15 protein-coding genes are annotated in these 15,325 nt (G+C 68.0%); 7 read left to right on the top strand and 8 right to left on the bottom strand.

Translation table 11 applies throughout. The features are described 5' to 3' along the window. Positions 1-54: 54 nt before the first annotated feature. Both BLR19_RS12490 and thpR read right to left on the bottom strand, forming a co-directional pair. Positions 55-639, bottom strand: coding sequence for a GNAT family N-acetyltransferase (locus tag BLR19_RS12490; RefSeq protein WP_091751552.1), 585 nt, complete (start codon positions 637-639; stop codon positions 55-57). Then, positions 636-1,175, bottom strand: a complete 540-nt coding sequence (gene thpR, locus BLR19_RS12485) for an RNA 2',3'-cyclic phosphodiesterase (protein WP_091751549.1) — start codon at positions 1,173-1,175, stop codon at positions 636-638. The genes BLR19_RS12490 and thpR overlap by 4 nt, the downstream gene beginning before the upstream one ends. A gap of 130 nt (positions 1,176-1,305) precedes the next feature. Between thpR and BLR19_RS12480 the strand changes: the two genes are divergently transcribed. Beyond that, complete coding sequence (locus tag BLR19_RS12480; RefSeq protein ID WP_091751546.1) at positions 1,306-2,055, top strand: Bax inhibitor-1/YccA family protein; 750 nt, start codon at positions 1,306-1,308, stop codon at positions 2,053-2,055. A 53-nt stretch (positions 2,056-2,108) separates the two neighbouring features. On the opposite strand, the gene BLR19_RS12475 is transcribed toward BLR19_RS12480, so the two are convergent. Together BLR19_RS12475 and BLR19_RS12470 are read right to left on the bottom strand one after the other, a co-directional pair. After that, on the bottom strand, positions 2,109-2,444 hold the full coding sequence (locus BLR19_RS12475; protein WP_055807234.1) for a DUF2794 domain-containing protein: 336 nt from the start codon (positions 2,442-2,444) through the stop codon (positions 2,109-2,111). 320 nt (positions 2,445-2,764) lie between these two features. Continuing rightward, the gene (locus BLR19_RS12470; protein ID WP_218119420.1) at positions 2,765-4,096 is read right to left on the bottom strand and encodes a trypsin-like peptidase domain-containing protein; all 1,332 of its coding nucleotides are present in this window, start codon (positions 4,094-4,096) and stop codon (positions 2,765-2,767) included. 171 nt (positions 4,097-4,267) lie between these two features. Between BLR19_RS12470 and BLR19_RS12465 the strand changes: the two genes are divergently transcribed. The 4 genes from BLR19_RS12465 (at position 4,268) to BLR19_RS12450 (ending at position 7,207) form a co-directional block, all read left to right on the top strand. Next, positions 4,268-4,567, top strand: coding sequence for a DUF6356 family protein (locus BLR19_RS12465; protein ID WP_091751539.1), 300 nt, complete (start codon positions 4,268-4,270; stop codon positions 4,565-4,567). Positions 4,568-4,648: 81 nt separating this feature from the next. Beyond that, positions 4,649-5,809, top strand: coding sequence for a dual-specificity RNA methyltransferase RlmN (gene rlmN / locus BLR19_RS12460; RefSeq protein WP_091751536.1), 1,161 nt, complete (start codon positions 4,649-4,651; stop codon positions 5,807-5,809). Between the two features lie 111 nt (positions 5,810-5,920). After that, complete coding sequence (locus tag BLR19_RS12455) at positions 5,921-6,361, top strand: DUF350 domain-containing protein (protein WP_091751531.1); 441 nt, start codon at positions 5,921-5,923, stop codon at positions 6,359-6,361. 12 nt (positions 6,362-6,373) lie between these two features. Beyond that, the gene (locus tag BLR19_RS12450; RefSeq protein ID WP_091751528.1) at positions 6,374-7,207 is read left to right on the top strand and encodes a S1 family peptidase; all 834 of its coding nucleotides are present in this window, start codon (positions 6,374-6,376) and stop codon (positions 7,205-7,207) included. Between the two features lie 56 nt (positions 7,208-7,263). Here BLR19_RS12450 and BLR19_RS12445 read toward each other — a convergent pair whose 3' ends face one another. Next, positions 7,264-10,128, bottom strand: a complete 2,865-nt coding sequence (locus BLR19_RS12445) for a M16 family metallopeptidase (protein ID WP_091751524.1) — start codon at positions 10,126-10,128, stop codon at positions 7,264-7,266. A gap of 247 nt (positions 10,129-10,375) precedes the next feature. Between BLR19_RS12445 and BLR19_RS12440 the strand changes: the two genes are divergently transcribed. Next, positions 10,376-12,097 carry an ATP-binding protein gene (locus tag BLR19_RS12440; RefSeq protein WP_176758342.1) on the top strand — a complete coding sequence of 574 codons (1,722 nt, stop codon included), beginning with the start codon at positions 10,376-10,378 and terminating at the stop codon, positions 12,095-12,097. On the opposite strand, the gene BLR19_RS12435 is transcribed toward BLR19_RS12440, so the two are convergent. Further along, the gene (locus BLR19_RS12435; RefSeq protein WP_091751518.1) at positions 12,094-12,963 is read right to left on the bottom strand and encodes an isoaspartyl peptidase/L-asparaginase family protein; all 870 of its coding nucleotides are present in this window, start codon (positions 12,961-12,963) and stop codon (positions 12,094-12,096) included. The genes BLR19_RS12440 and BLR19_RS12435 overlap by 4 nt on opposite strands. Before the next feature lie 144 nt (positions 12,964-13,107). Between BLR19_RS12435 and BLR19_RS12430 the strand changes: the two genes are divergently transcribed. Then, positions 13,108-14,109, top strand: coding sequence for an NADPH:quinone oxidoreductase family protein (locus BLR19_RS12430; protein ID WP_091751515.1), 1,002 nt, complete (start codon positions 13,108-13,110; stop codon positions 14,107-14,109). A 4-nt stretch (positions 14,110-14,113) separates the two neighbouring features. Here BLR19_RS12430 and BLR19_RS12425 read toward each other — a convergent pair whose 3' ends face one another. Further along, positions 14,114-14,773: a S41 family peptidase gene (locus BLR19_RS12425; protein WP_091751512.1), complete on the bottom strand. Its 660-nt coding sequence runs from the start codon at positions 14,771-14,773 to the stop codon at positions 14,114-14,116. 37 nt (positions 14,774-14,810) lie between these two features. Next, a complete protein-coding gene (locus BLR19_RS12420; RefSeq protein ID WP_091751509.1) occupies positions 14,811-15,299 on the bottom strand; it encodes a PDZ domain-containing protein in 489 nt (162 codons plus the stop codon). Between the last annotated feature and the right edge of the window lie 26 nt (positions 15,300-15,325).

The raw sequence follows: 15,325 nt of genomic DNA, 5'->3' as shown, positions 1-15,325 counted from the left end.
GTATCCTCGTTCGGTTTGGAAGGGATACGATGCGCCGACGCGTTCGGTTGTCGGTCAGCGATTCAGGCGCGTCCGATTGATCGCCCATTCGTCGCGCGTCTGGCCCCACAGATCGATGGCGATGTCCTGGAGCGGTTCGGGCAGGGTGCCCGGCCCGCGATTGCGTGATCCCAGCCGTGTCGCGACCGCCGCGGAGGGCAGGTTCTCGGGCGCGATGCAGTGTATGACGTCGTCCCACCCCAGCACGTCGAAGGCGTAGTCCATCGTGGCTGCGGCCGCTTCGACCGCATAACCCTTGCCGGTGGCGTCGCGATGCAGGCTCCAGCCCACCTCGCGGCCGGGCCAGCCATAGGGGTGCAGCGGCCCGATGCGGCCGATCCACTGGCCCGTCTTCTTTTCCAGTATCGAGAACATGCCCTCTCCCGTCAGGGCCCACATGCCCGCGACGGTGCAGATCAGGCGCCAGACCTGGGGTGCGGGCTGGACCCCGCCGATGAATCGGGCGGTCTCGGGATCGGCCATGAACTCAGCCCAGCGCGGAAAGTCCTCAACCGCCGGCGGACGCAGGATCAGCCGTTCGGTCTCCAAGGTCGGCCCCAGAGCGACATGGGGCGGCAGGGCGTAGGCGGCAGTGGTCACAGCAGATACTCCCGCTCCAGTTCGTAATGGCTGCCGCTGTCGGTCAGGACGCTGGAATACAGGCCGAAGCGATCGATGCGGATCGGCGGTGAATGCAGCAGGTTGTGCCCCGACACCCAGGCGCCGAGCCGGTCGGGATTGGTCTGGGTTTTCAGATAGGCCAGGGTCACATGCGGTTTGTAGGCGCGCGCCTCCATGCCGATCCCGGCGCGTTCGCCCGCGGCCTTGCAGCGCCCGGCGAGAACCGACAGGCGCTCGTTGGGCGTCTCGACCCCAGCCCACAGCGTGTGGCTGCGGTGGTCGTCGCCAAAACAGCCGACGCCTTTCAGCGCGATCTGGAACGGGCCACCCGTCACGCGCGTCAGCTCCGACGCCAGGTCGTCGGCGCGGCGTTCATCGATCTCGCCATAGAAGGCGAGCGTGACATGCAGGGCGTCCAACGGCCGCCACCTTGCGCCGGGCAGGCCCGATTGCCGTCGTTTCAGCGTCTCTGCGACGTCGGGCGGCAGGGTCAGGGCTGTGAACAGACGAAGCATGCGACCGAAAGTAGCGGCCGGAACACAAGCCTCCAAGTCCGGTTTTCCTTGCAGCGCGGGCCTCGGCTCACGATATTCAAAGCCTGTGATCGGAGAAGCCTCTCCGGCCAATCGGAGAAAGTTCGTCGCCATGAGCGATTTCAACAACGGTTACGCCCGTCCTCTGCCGCAGACGGCCGACATGTCGGTCGACGCCGGCCTGCGCAGCTTCATGCTGGGCGTCTACAACAAGCTGGCCCTGGGCCTCGTGGTCGCCGGCGCCCTGGCCTACGTCACCGGCAATGTTTACGAAGTGCAGCGCCTGCTGTTCGTCCAGACGGCGGACGGCCGGATCGGCCTGACGATCTTGGGAATGGTCGTCCAGTTTTCGCCGCTCGTGATGCTGTTCGGCTCGATGTTCTTCATGAAGAACCCGACGGCCAAGGGCGTGAACATGCTCTACTGGGCCGTGGTCGCCACCATCGGCGCGGGCCTGGGTATCCTGTTCCTGCGCTACACGGGCGGTTCGCTGGCCACCACCTTCCTGGTGACGGCGGCGGCCTTCGGCGGTCTTAGCCTGGTAGGCTACACGACCAAGAAGGACCTGACCGGCATGGGCACCTTCCTGATCATGGGCGTGATCGGCCTGATCATCGCCTCGATCGTGAACATGTTCCTGCAGTCCGGGACCTTCTACCTGATCATCTCGGGCCTGGGCGTGCTGATCTTCTCGGGTCTGATCGCCTACGACACCCAGCGTCTGAAGATGACCTACTACGCCTTGGGCGGCGACCAGAACGCGATGGGCGTGGCTACGGGCTTCGGCGCTCTGAGCCTGTTCATCAACTTCGTGAACCTGTTCCAATTCCTGCTGGCCTTCATGGGCGGCAACCGGAACTGAGAACAGTCGAAAGACGGATACGGAAAGGGCCCCTCGCGGGGCCCTTTTTGTTTTTACTCCACCACTTGGAACTTGCGGCCATCGAAGACGCGCAGCACCTGGGCCAGGTCGCGGCCGCGTTTCAGGATCTGGCCGCCCTCGCCGATGACGGCCCACTGGCCCTGGCGGGTCTGGAGGGCGGGGCGCTTTTCGATGCGGTAGAGCGGGGCGTCGCCGCTGCGGCGAAAGACGGCGAACTCGGCGAAGTCCTTGTGCCCGACCATGGCGTAGTCGCGCCATTCGCCCTGCGCGACCATGCGTCCATAGACCCTGAGAATCGGGTCCAGTTCGCGACGGTCGAAGAAGACGGGGCCGGGCGCCGGCGTCGTGTCGTGAGGGTTCAGGCTCATAGGTTCAACTTAGGCCGCTGGAGGCCCGACGCCAGAGGCCGCCAGGAAATCGACGCAGACACGAAATGGCCCCGTTTCGGTCCTTCGCCCGCCCGTATGCGCAACGAAATATCGATCATCGGCTCGTCGGAGTTCGGAAGCGTCCCGGATCCTGAACAGCCCCCCCAGCCCCCCTGGATGTTTCCAGTTTACGGGCTCCGGCGGCCGATGCTTCCTCCAAGCGAGCGCCCGCCCTGCCTTTCCCCTCCCCCTCCCTGGCAAGGCGGGCGTTTCGCTGTCTGGAGCCCGCCAGACAGCGCCACGTCGGCGTCTGACCCCGCTTAGAGCGACAGGGTCAGGTTCAGGGTCTCGCCATTTCTGAGCACGGTCGCCTCGACCGATCCCGAGGCGCTCTGCAGCGCGGTCGCGGCCGCGCGAGCGTCGGCGACGGGCGCGCCGGCGATGGCGGTGATCACATCGCCGGCCGTCAGCTCAGCCTGGGCGGCGGGCGAGCCGGCCGAGACGGCCGTGACCTGGGCGCCGCCGTCCTGGTCTCGCAACGTCGCCCCATAGGCCAGCACCGACTGGGCCCCGACGATCACGGGCTGATCAGCGGATGTCTCGACCGCCAGCGACGTGGTCGCCTCTCGGCCGCCGCGCAGATAGGAGACGCTGAGGTCCGAGCCCGGCGCGGCGATGCCGATGGTGGCGTTGACCGAGCCGGCGTTGGCGACGGGACGGCCCTGGATTCGGGTGATGACGTCGTTGTGGCGCAGGCCGGCGCGCTCGGCCGGCGATCCCGGCGCGACATCGGCGACGACGGCCCCACGCACGATGCCCAGATGCAGGTCGCGCGCGCGTTCGGCGTTCAGCGAGCCGAAGATGGCCCCGGTCGCGCCGCGCTTGACCTCGCCGTTCTTCTTCAGCTGGTCGGCGACGTAGAGCATGATCCGCGTCGGCACGGCGAAGGCGATGCCGTCGTTGCCGCCGCCCAGACCGCCCGACAGGATCGAGGTGTTGATGCCGATCAGCCGGCCGCGGCTGTCCAGCAGGGGCCCGCCGGAGTTGCCCGAGTTCACGGCCGCGTCGGTCTGGATATAGTCTTCGACCGCATCGCCCAAGCCTGAGCGGTTCAGGCCCGAGATGACGCCCATGGTCAGGGTCTGGTCCAGGCCCAGCGGATAGCCGACCGCGAAGGCCAGGTCGCCGGTGCGCAGGGTGTCGGAATCCACCGTCTGGACCTGTTTCAGGTTCAGCGGCCGACCGTCGGGCGTGATGCGCAGCACGGCGATGTCGGTCGCCTTGTCCGCCCCGACCAGCACGGCGTCGAACAGTCGGCCGTCCGTCAGATCGACGGTGAACTTTCGCCCGCCCTCGACGACGTGATTATTGGTGATCACCAACCCCTCGGCCGCATCGACGATGACGCCGGAGCCGGAGGCGTAGGGTTTGGGATCGGCCGCGTCCGAACTGGGACCGCGCGACTGGCCCAGGGTCGTGACCTGAACCACCGCCGGAAGGGAGCCCTCGAGCCCCGACGAGAAGCTGAAGACCCCGCGCCGGGCGTCATAGGGCAGGCCTGCCGCGCCCGATTGCGCCAGCACCGGCGTCGCTGAGGCCAGCAGGGCCAGGGCGACGGCCATGGAAGAGGCGGGCGAAAGGCGGATCGGCATGGGCATTTCCTTGATCGAACGCCGACCCTAGACCGAGTTTTCGCTTCTGACGATGGGTCTGAAGAGAGCGGGTCGCGTGTCGGTCACGTCCAATGAACAGATTGCGATGGGGGTTGCGTCGCCGGCCGTCCGGCGTGACCATGAGGCGACGAAGCAGGGAAGGCCGCCGCCATGAGTCAGACGACGATCGACCGCCGCCGTTCGGGTTCGACCCCGTTCGACCGCCTGTTCCGCGACCACCCGCGCGAGGTCGACGAGACCTATCTGCAGCATATGGTCGCCTCGGCCGGCTTCGGCTTCAAGCTGTTGGGTCTGGCGGGCGCCGCCTTCGCCCACGCGGTCGTGCCGGGCGTGCATAAGGCCACTGTCTCGACCGCGATCCGCAGCATGGCCAAGGACATGGGCGGCCGGGCCGAAGAGGCGCGCGAGACCCGGATGCGCGACGCCGGCGTCTGGGACGTGGGCCTCTAGGGCGGTCGAATCCGCCCCGGCCATGCAATCGCCGGGATCCGTGCTATATAGGCCGGCTCAACCTCACGCAGGATCGCCGCCTTGAGCATCACGCTCGATCTTTCGCGCGTCTCGAACGCGCCCGCCGTCAAGGCGCCCGTCAACCTCAGCGGTCTGACGCGCGCCGGCCTGCGCCAGGCCCTGATCGACGCGAACGTCTGTCCGCCCGAGAAGGCCAAGATGCGCGCCAGCCAGGTCTGGAGCTGGATCCACCACTATGGCGTGACCGAGTTTTCGGCCATGAGCAATGTCGCCAAGGACATGCAGGCCAAGCTGGCCGAGCATTTCACCCTGGCCCGCCCCGAGGTCGTCGAGCGCCAGGTGTCCAAAGACGGCACGCGTAAATGGCTGATCCGCACCGCGCCGGGCATCGAGATCGAAACGGTCTATATTCCCGACGTGGGCCGGGCCGGCGCCCTGTGCGTGTCCAGCCAGGTCGGCTGCACCCTGAACTGCACCTTCTGCCACACCGGCACGCAGAAGCTGGTGCGCAACCTGACCGCCGCCGAGATCGTGGCCCAGGTCCAGGTCGCGCGCGACGACCTGGAGGAATGGCCGTCGCCCAAGGAAGATCGGCGCCTGTCCAACATCGTCTTCATGGGCATGGGCGAGCCGCTCTACAATCTGGACCACGTCGCCGACGCCATCGACATCATCTCGGACAACGAGGGCATCGCCCTGTCGCGCCGTCGGATCACGGTGTCGACCTCCGGCGTGGTGCCGCAGCTTCAGGCCTTGGGCGACCGGACGGCGGCCATGCTGGCCATCAGCCTGCACGCCACCAACGATGCGCTTCGCGACGTGCTGGTGCCGCTGAACAAGAAGTACCCGCTGGACCAGCTGATGGCGGCGATCCGGGCCTATCCGGGCCTGTCGAACGCGCGGCGGGTGACGTTCGAATACGTCATGCTGAAGGGCGTCAACGACAGCCCGGAAGAGGCGCGGGCGCTGCTGAAGCTGATCGAGGGCATTCCAGCCAAGATCAATCTGATCCCGTTCAATCCCTGGCCCGGCGTCGAATACGAATGCTCGGACTGGAAGACGATCGAACGCTTCGCCGCCATCCTGAACAAGGCCGGCTACGCCAGCCCCATCCGCACCCCTCGCGGGCGCGACATCCTGGCCGCGTGCGGTCAGCTGAAGTCGGAGAGCGAGAAGATCAGGGCTTCTGCTCTGCGGAAGGCGGAGCAAGAGGCGGCCTGATCCTGATGCCCTCTCTTGATGAGAGGGCACAACCTTCGGACACATAATGTCACGCAGTGTGTCCCCGGCGCGCTTGCGGATTGGGGCGACAATCGGGCAAGGCGTCTGGGCATGGACCCCTCCTTGTCGAACGTCCTTTCCAGCGCCGAGGTTCAGGCTTTCGCCTCGGGCTTCCCGGTCATGGTGATGCACCTGATCGTGACCCTGCTGCTGCTCGCGGCGGGGGCGACGGTCTATGCCTTGCTGACGCCGTGGAAGGAGGTCGCCCTGATCCGTCAGGGCAATGTCGCCGCCGCCATCGCCTTCGCGGGCATTCTGGTGGGGTTGGCCGTGCCGCTGGCGGTGTCGCTGGCGGTGTCGACCTCGGTGCGCGACATCGCCATCTGGGGTGTGGCGACCGTGGTGCTGCAGCTTCTGGCCTTCCGGGTCGTGGACCTGCTGCTGACGGGCCTGCCGGAGCGAATCCGCCACGGCGAGATTTCGGCGGCGGTGGTGCTGCTGGGCGCCAAGCTGGCGACGGCCGTCATCCTGTCCGCCGCGCTGACCGGCTGATCGGCCGGAGCGATGCAGTTTCCCCGCCTGCCGGACTGGGCCATCTATGGAGCGGTGGCGGCCGTGTTTCTGGCGGTGTCCCTGGGGCGACGCGAGAACGCCGATGCGCCGCCGGTCGCGCAGGCCGATGCGGATGTCGCCGAGGGCGCGCTGTTGGGCCCCATCACCCCCTTTGACGCCGCCGTCACCGTCGATGCGGGCGAGGCGCCGTTCAAGCCGTCGTCGGGCACGGCCTTCTCCATCGCAGGACGGGGGCGCTGGGTGACGGCGCGCCATGTCGTCGAGGGGTGCCGCAAGCCGGCGCTGGTGGTCGGCGAGGGGCGGGCGGTCGCGGCCGACGTCCGTCTGGCGCCGCGCGCCGACGTCGCCTTGCTGATCACCGACGGCGGTCCCGCCGCGCTGCCGGTCGCGGTCGAGGCGCCGCTGCGCAAGGGTCAGCGCGCCTTCCATCCGGGCTTTCCGCAAGGGCGTCCCGGCGAGGTGACGTCACGCCTGCTGGGGCGCGAGACCTTGAAGGTCTTCGGGCGAGGGGCGCGCGACGAGCCGGTGCTGTCCTGGGCCGAGGTCGGGCGCACGAACGGGCTTGAGGGCACTTTGTCGGGCCTGTCCGGCGCGCCGGCCCTGGATGCGCAGGGCCGCGTCGTGGGCGTCACCATCGCCGAGGCGCCGAGGCGGGGCCGGATCTATACGACGGCACCCGAAACCTTCGGGCCGGCCATTCGCGGCGAACAGACGTCGGCCGACGACGCGCGCGGCCAGACCATCACGACCGAGGATTACGGCCAGGTGTCCAACCGCCTGAGGCGCGACCTGCGCGTGGCGCAGGTGGTGTGCCTGTCGGTCTAGCTTAAGAAAAGTGACGGCCCGCCACGCAGAGGCGACGGGCCGTCCAGCTTTCAGTTCTACTTCAACGAACCGCTGTTCAGGTTCAGGGCGCCGGCCTCGATGACTTCGAGGTTCGGGTGTTTGGCGCGCAGATCGTCCAGGAACTTCGAGCCGTCGCCGACGATGACCAGGCTGGCGCGGTTGACAGGCAGGTGTTCGGCGAAGGCGGCCTCGACCTGTTCCGGCGTGACGGCGCGAACACGGCCGGCGTAGTCGGCGAGGTCGCTCATCGGCAGATCATAGAGCGCCAGGTTGGCGACCAGGGCGCCCAGGCCGTCCACCGTCTCCAGCGAGCGGCCGAAGCCGCCGATCAGGGTGGCGCGGCGCGGGGCCAGATCGGCCTGGGTCGGGGTCTCGGTTCCCAGCTTGGCGATCTCGGCCAGGATCAGATCGGCGACCTCGTCGGCGGTCTCGTTCTTGGTCTGGGTCGAGGCGGTGAACAGGCCCGCATCCGCCCGTGCGCCCAGCGACGACGAGGCGCCGTAGGACAGACCGCGCTTGATGCGGATTTCCTGGTTCAGGCGCGACGAGAAGCCGCCGCCCAACAGGGTGTTGCCGACCGTCAGCGGGAAGAAGTCCGCATCGGTGCGCGACACGCCGCGAACGGCCGCGACGACCGCGGCCTGACCGGCGCCGGGCTGGTTCACCACGACGATGCGCGGCGCCAGGGGCTGACCGGCCGGATTGGTCGCAGCGGCCGGGGCCGCGCCGGCCGGGCGCCAGTCGCCGAACGCCTGTTGCGCCAGGGCGCGGGCGGCGGCCGGCGTGATGTCGCCCGAGAAGACCAGGGTCGCGTCCGACGGCCGGTAGCGGGCTGCGTGGAAGGCGGCGACGTCGGCCGCCGTGATGGCCGGGACCGTCTGCTGGGTGATCGTCGCGCCATAGGGGGCGTCGCCGTAGATGACGCGGCCGACCGTCATGCCGGCGATGGACGCCGGCTGGCTGAGGGCGACGCGCAGGCCGTCCAGGGTCTGGGCCTGCTGACGTTCAAGCTCTTCGCCGGCGAAGGTCGGGTTCTTCACCAGATCCGCCATCAGGGCCACGGTCGCCGGGAAGGCGTTCGACGGGGCGTTGGCGTAGACGTTGGAGAAGTCGACTCCGGCCGATGCGCCCACGCTGGCGCCCAGCTGTTCGATCTGGGTGGCGATTTCGGGCGCGGTTTTGGTCTTGGTGCCCTGGGTCAAAAGGGCGGCGGTCATGGCGGCGACGCCAGCCTTGCCCGTCGGATCATCGGACGAACCGGCATCGAAGCTGAGGCGGGCCGAGACCAGCGGCACGCCGTCGGTCGGGGCGACCAGGACGCGCAGGCCGTTATCCAGGCGGAAGTCGGCGACGGTCGGCGTCACGGGTGCGACCTCGGCGCCCGGCTGGGGCAGGGGCTTGCGCTCCGCCTCGGGCAGGAGGACGGCGGGCGGGCCGGCGGGGGCCAGGTCGGCGACCTTCACGGGGGCGTCCACGTTCATCTTCTGGACTGAGGCGGGGTTCTGATCGTCGGCGGCGAGGAAGGTGATCGTCGACTGGCGCTGCGGCGTCAGATATTTGCGGGCGACGCGCTGAATGTCGGCGACGGTGACGGCCTGGATCTGGGCGACCTCTTCGTCGGCGGCGGCGGCCGAGCCGGTGTTGATCAGCGAGAAGCCCAGGGCGGTTGCGCGGTCGTCCACCGTTTCGCGGCTGCGCAGGGCGTCGGCGACCAGTTCATTCTTGGCCTCGGCCAGTTCCTCGGCGGTGACTGGAACGTCGCGCAGCTTGCCGATTTCCTCGTTCAGGGCGGCGATGCCTTCGTCGGCCGTATGGCCCTGAGCCATGATGGCCAGGGCGGACAGATTGCCGGCCTGCTGCGAGAAGTCGGGGGTCGAGCCGATCTGGGCCGCGATCTGCTTGTCATAGACCAGCGAGCGATACAGACGGCTGGACTCGCCGGTGGACAGGATGCCGTCCAGAACGGTCAGGGCGGCGCGGTCGGCGTCGGCGTATTTCACCGTCGGCCAGGCGACGACGGCGGCCGGCAGCGGCACGTTCGGCGCATAGTAGGTGACGTTGCGCGGTCCCGTCGGCTCGGGCTCGACGACATTGTTGGTCGGGATCGGCGTGGTCGGATTCTTCAGCGGGCCGAAATACTGATCCACCCAGCGGTCCAGTTGGGCCTGATCGAAGTTGCCGGCCACGATCAGATAGGCGGCGTCGGGACGATAATAGGTGGCGTGGAAGCGGCGAACGTCTTCCAGCGACGAGGCCTCCAGCTCCTCGATCGAGCCGATGCCCGGACGGCGATAGGGGCTGTCCTGATAGATGGTCTCGGGCACGAACAGGCCGAACAGACGACCATAGGGATTGGCCAGAATCCGCTGACGGTATTCCTCCTTCACCACGTCGCGCTCGGCGACGAAGGTCGGCTCGTCCACGACCAAAGAGCCCATGCGGTCGGCCTCGGCGAACAGCATCCGTTCCAGATGGTTGGCGGGCACGGTCTCGAAATAGGCGGTGGTGTCGTCGGCGGTGAAGGCGTTGTTGGAGCCGCCCACGTCCTCGGTCAGCCGGTCGAAGGTTTCGGGCGGCAGGTTGGTGGTCGACTTGAACATCAAGTGTTCGAACAGGTGGGCAAAGCCCGAACGGCCGGCTGGATCGTCCTTGGAGCCGACCTTGTACCAGACCTGGACCGTGACGTTCGAAGTGTCGGCGTCACGCGCCGAATAGACTTCCAGCCCGTTCGCGAGGACGCGCTTGGTGAAGCCCAGTGGGGGCACGGTCACGCCCTGCGGCGCCTGCCCCGTCGATTGAACGGCGGCTGCGGCGGGCGCGGCGCCCTCTGCGAAGGCGGGGGCAGCGAGGCCGAGAAGGAGGGCCGAGGCGGCAACTGTTGCGATCAGGCGGGATTTCATGAAGGGCTCCGAAGCCCGGAACGCCGGGCGCTGAGACCGTATCAGCGATTGGGCGTCTTGCACCTTACCGAGATGTAATGAAGCGCAAGGAGCGCAGGTCGTTCATGGACAAATCCCCGGCGGCGATCTATTCGCCCAATGTCGCATGTCAGCGGCGACCCCCTGCCGAGGATGCGTGCCGAGACGAGCGAAAGCGACTTCTGTCTCCGACGAAAAAATCGCGGTCTGGGCCTTCGTCCTGCAAAATATGGTTACTCCGCCCGCCGTACTTTACGGCAGTTGGGCGGCCGCCGGGCTGATCCTGGCGGCCCTCGGGCAGCCGTGGGTGGGGCTGGGGTTCGCCCTCGTCGGCATGGCGTTCGACGCTTGGGCCCAGGGGCGCGTTAAACGATACCAGAAGGCTGAGGCGCCCGTCGCGGGCTGGCCCCCGCTGCTGATGGTCATCGTGGGGATTCGGTTCGCCCTGGGGGTGTCCGGGCCGCTGATCGCCTGGCTGATAAACCCGCGCGCCGATGTGATGCTGGTGGTGGTGCTGATCCAGGTCTGGTCGATCGGTGTGGCCTTCGTTCAGTTCAGCGCGGCGCCTCGGCTGTTGGGGCTGGCGGCGGCTCCGATCTGCGCGACCGTGTTGGTCGTGATCTATCCCTCGCTGATGGGGCCGCACGGTCTGGCGGTGGCGGCGGCCTTCGTCATGCTGGCGACGATCCTGTTCATCATCTCGCGCGCGACCCACGCCCTGTGGTGCGACCTGTTCGCGGCGGACCAGCGCAACAAGGCGTTGCTGATAGACGTGCAGGCGTCGCATGAGGCGGCCGTGCTGGACCGCGACGCCGCCCGATGCGCGCGTCAGGAGGCGGACGAGGCCAATGACGCCAAATCCCGCTTCCTGGCCAATATGAGCCATGAAATCCGCACCCCTCTGAACGGCGTCATCGGCATGGCGCAGATCATGGCGGGGGACGCGCTGGAGGATCGGCAGAAGGCGCGACTGGAGATTCTGGATCGGTCGGCCCACACGTTGCTGGACCTGATCAACCAGATCCTGGACCTGTCGCGGATCGAAGAGGGGCAACTGGAGATCGTGCCGCAGCCCATCGATGCGGACGCCCTGGTGCACGAGGTGACTGAGACGCTGCGGCCATTGGCCGAAAGCAAGGGTCTGGCGTTCCATGTCGTGTCGACGGGCCTGGGATGGGTCAGCGCCGATCCGGTCCGGCTGCGCCAGATCCTGTTCAACCTGCTGTCCAACGCCATCAAGTTCACCGCCGAGGGCCAGGTGGCGTTGGATGTCGCGCGGACGGACGCCGGGGCGGTGTTACGCGTGTCGGACACCGGGCGGGGCATACCGGCGGACCAGATCGGGCAGCTCTTTACGCGCTTCGCCCAGATCGAGGCGGCGGCCGTCGATCGGCGTGACGGGGCCGGGCTGGGCCTGTCGATCGTGGCGACCCTGGTGGAGCTGATGGGCGGCCGTATCGAGGTGGAGAGCGAGGCGGGCGAAGGGGCGATCTTCGTCGTCACGCTGCCGCTGACGCCGGCGCAACCTGTGAAGACCGGCGAGGATGCGCCGGACGCCGAGCCGGAGAGAGCGCTGCGGGTGCTGGTCGCCGAGGATCACCCGGTCAATCAGCAGGTGATCCGCGGCCTTCTGGGCCAGGTCGGGATCGAGGTCGAGATCGTCGACGACGGTCTTCAGGCGGTCGAAGCGACGCAAACGCGCGACTGGGACCTGATCCTGATGGATGTGCAGATGCCGAACATGGACGGTCCGACGGCGACACGCACGATCCGGCAGCGCGAGGCCGACCAGGGGCTGGTCCGCACGCCGATCATCGCCCTGACGGCCAATGCGATGGTGGAGCAGGTCGAGAGCTATCTGGCCGCGGGCATGGATGCGGTGGTCAGCAAGCCCGTCGATCTGAAACGGCTGCTGACCACCATTTCCGACGTGATGTCCGCAAAGACCTAGTCGCGGAAGACCTGAACGCCGATCTCGCCGGCGGGCGTCAGCCAGGCGTGCTTCATGCCCTGGCTGTTGAAGGGGGCGGCGATGTTTCCGGCGGCGTCCAGGGCGATCATGCCGCCGTCGCCGCCCATCTGACCGATCTCGTCGATGACGGCCTGGGTCGCCTCGGTCAGTGACTGGCCGGCGGCGACGCGCCAGGCGACCTGGGCGGCGGCGGCGACGCGGATGAAATATTCCCCCTGGCCGGTGCAGGAGGTCGCGGCGTAGGCGTCCGCCCAGGTTCCGGCGGCGGGGATCGGCGTGTCGCCGACACGGCCCGGCATCTTGCCGAACACCCCGGCGGTCGAGGTGGCGGCGGCGAGACGGCCCTGGCTGTCCAGCACGCAGGCGCCGACGGTGCCGTGGCTGAGGGTTCCGGGCGGATGATTGTCCTCACCCTTGCCCGCGCCGGTGAACCAGGCGGCCTCGTCAGCGATGGGCTCCATCCCTTGGTCGTGGGCGAACAAGGCCGCGCCCTCGCCGACCAGCATGACGTGGGGTGTGCGGTCCATCACGGCGCGGGCGGCGACGACGGGGTTGCGGAAGCCTTGGAGTGCGGCGACGGCGCCAGCGCGTTTGGTCGATCCGTCCATGATGCTGGCGTCCAGCTCATAGGCGCCGGCCAGATTGGGCGAGGCGCCCTTGCCCGCGACGTAGAGACCGGAATCCTCCAGCATAACGACGGCGGCGGTGGCGACGTCCAAGGCGCTGTCGCCCGCCTCCAGCCGAACCTTCATGGCCTCGACCACCTCGCGCATATGCTCGACCTCTGCGTCGTAGTTGCGTTCGCGCCGGGCGCCGGCGCCGCCGTGGAGGATGAGGGCGGTCATGTCGTCTTCCTGAGCCTTGTCTTTATCGCCTCTTTCAAACGGGCGTGGCGCTCTTTAGCGTCGCGATGAAGGCCGCGCCATGTCGGTCCAGGGAAAACGGCCTCAAGTAGCGCAAAGCGCGATAGGCCAAGAAAGGAAACTTTGATGCGCGCTGTTCTGTCCAAGACGCCTGGTGGCCCCGAAACCCTGGTCGTGGAGGACGTGCTCGACCCGACGCCCAAGGCGGGCGAGGTGATCATCGAGGTCAAGGCGGTTGGGATCAACTATCCCGACACCCTGATCATCGAGGACAAATACCAGTTCCGGCCCGAGCGGCCCTTCTCGCCGGGCGCCGAGGTCGCCGGCGTGGTCGAGGCGGTGGGCGAGGGCGTGAAGGGCATGCGCAAGGGCGACCGGGTCATCGCCGTGCCAGGCTGGGGCGGGTTGGTCGAACGGCTGGCGGTGCGGGCCGAGACGGTCATCCCCATCCCCGACGTCATGAGCTTCGAAGAAGCGGCGGCCCTGATCATGACCTATGGCACCAGCTACTATGCGCTGAAGGACCGGGCGCAGCTGAAGGCGGGCGAAACCCTCTTGGTGCTGGGTGCGGCCGGGGGCGTCGGCGCCGCCGCCGTCGAACTGGGCAAGGCTATGGGGGCCAAGGTGGTCGCCGCCGCCTCGACCAATGACAAGGTCGAGTTCGCGCTTGAACTGGGCGCCGACAACGGCCTGATCTATCCGTCGGGACCGATGGACAAGGCGGCGCAGAAAGAGCTGTCGGGCGAGTTCAAGCTGGCGACCGGCCGCGACGGCGCGGACGTCGTCTATGATGCGGTCGGTGGCGATTACGCCGATCCGGCGCTGCGGGCCATGGACTGGAACGGGCGCTATCTGGTGGTCGGCTTCCCGGCGGGCATTCCGTCCCTGCCGCTGAACCTAACGCTGCTGAAGTCTGTGTCGGTGATCGGCGTCTTCTGGGGCGCGGCGGTGATGCGCGATCCCAAGGCCCACGCCGCCAACATGACCGAACTGATGCAGATGTACGCGGACGGTAAAATTCGGCCGCGCGTGTCGCAGACCTTCCCCTTGGAAAAGGCCGGAGAGGCGATCAAGGCCCTGGGCGACCGTCAGGCGCTGGGCAAGATCGTGGTGACGGTCGAGAGCTGAGACATCAGGACGCCGGACACCGGAAATCTTCGCGCGGGACGCCCGATACGGACGACAGCCGCTCGGCGGGCAGCTTGATGGTCAGGCCTGAGTGCTCGAGCCGGAAGTTATAGATGGCGCCCAAAAGGCCGGCCATCGGGCAACCTGTGACCTGTGCGCCTTGGGCATCTAGACCCAGGGCGAGGCCCTCGCTCATGCTTCCGGTCCAGCGCCCGACCTTGACCCGAACCGCGCCGGCGTGATGGCGGCCGGGGCGGGGCAGCACTTCTTCGATCCACTGGCGCGGCACGCCGGTCTCGCGCTCTTCCGACATCAGGCGGTGCACCTGATAGGGGCGGGCTTCGCTCACGAACCAGCCCATGACCGCGCGTGCGACGACCGTGTTGCCGCCGCTGGGGGTGTCGGTCAAATCCAGGATGATCGTCTCGTTGCGGCGGGCTTGGGTCATGGCGGCGTCGAAGGCGGCGATGGTGCGGTCGTCGCCCAAGGAATCGTTGAAGGTTATGGTCAGGCCGTCACGTCCGCGCGTGGTCGTGATCGGCCCGGTGTCGGGGCGCGGCGCCGCATAAAGGTTGGGCAGCGCCAGCTCCCTTTGCGGACCGTCGCCGCGCTGGACCGTCAGGCGGCGCGGGCGGTCGCGGCGTCCCGCCGCCAGGACGCGCACGGCGTAGCCGGCGTCGGCGACCGACTCCAGGCCCAGATCACGCCAGTAGGCGGCGACGGCCTCGGCTACCGGGGACGCCGTCGATCCGAACCAGCCGGTCGCCCGGTGCCACGTCGGCGGCCCGGGCCGGCGATCCCTCCCGCACGGCGGTCACGCGATAGGTGTCGCCCTCCGGCTCGACCCAGAGGTCGGCGTAGCTGGGCACAATGGCCCAGCTGTCGGAAAACGAACTGCCGGTGATGACATGGGCGTCCGCCAGCAACGCCAGTCGCCGTTCGGCATAGCGCAGCAGGGTGGTGCTGTCGTGAACCGCATCAGCTTCGGCGCGCAGACGTTCAGTCATGGGCGCCTGGCCAAGCGGAAAACGATCCAGATAGGCGTAGTTGGCCGCGACCAACGCCTCGATGGACCGGGCGTCGCTCCTATAGTCTTCGGCTGTCGGCGCGCTTTTTTGGGCCAGGGCGGCAAGCGGCAGGCCGATAGTGGTGAGGGCGACGAATGGCGCCAGGCGCTTCAACAAGGACATGGCCCAAGATTGAGTCTCGCCTGGAC

The organism is Brevundimonas sp. 374, assembly GCF_900102995.1.
Lineage (GTDB): Bacteria > Pseudomonadota > Alphaproteobacteria > Caulobacterales > Caulobacteraceae > Brevundimonas > Brevundimonas vesicularis_C.
The sequence above is the reverse complement of the archived record's forward strand: the minus strand, read 5'-3'. Positions and strand labels throughout refer to the sequence as shown.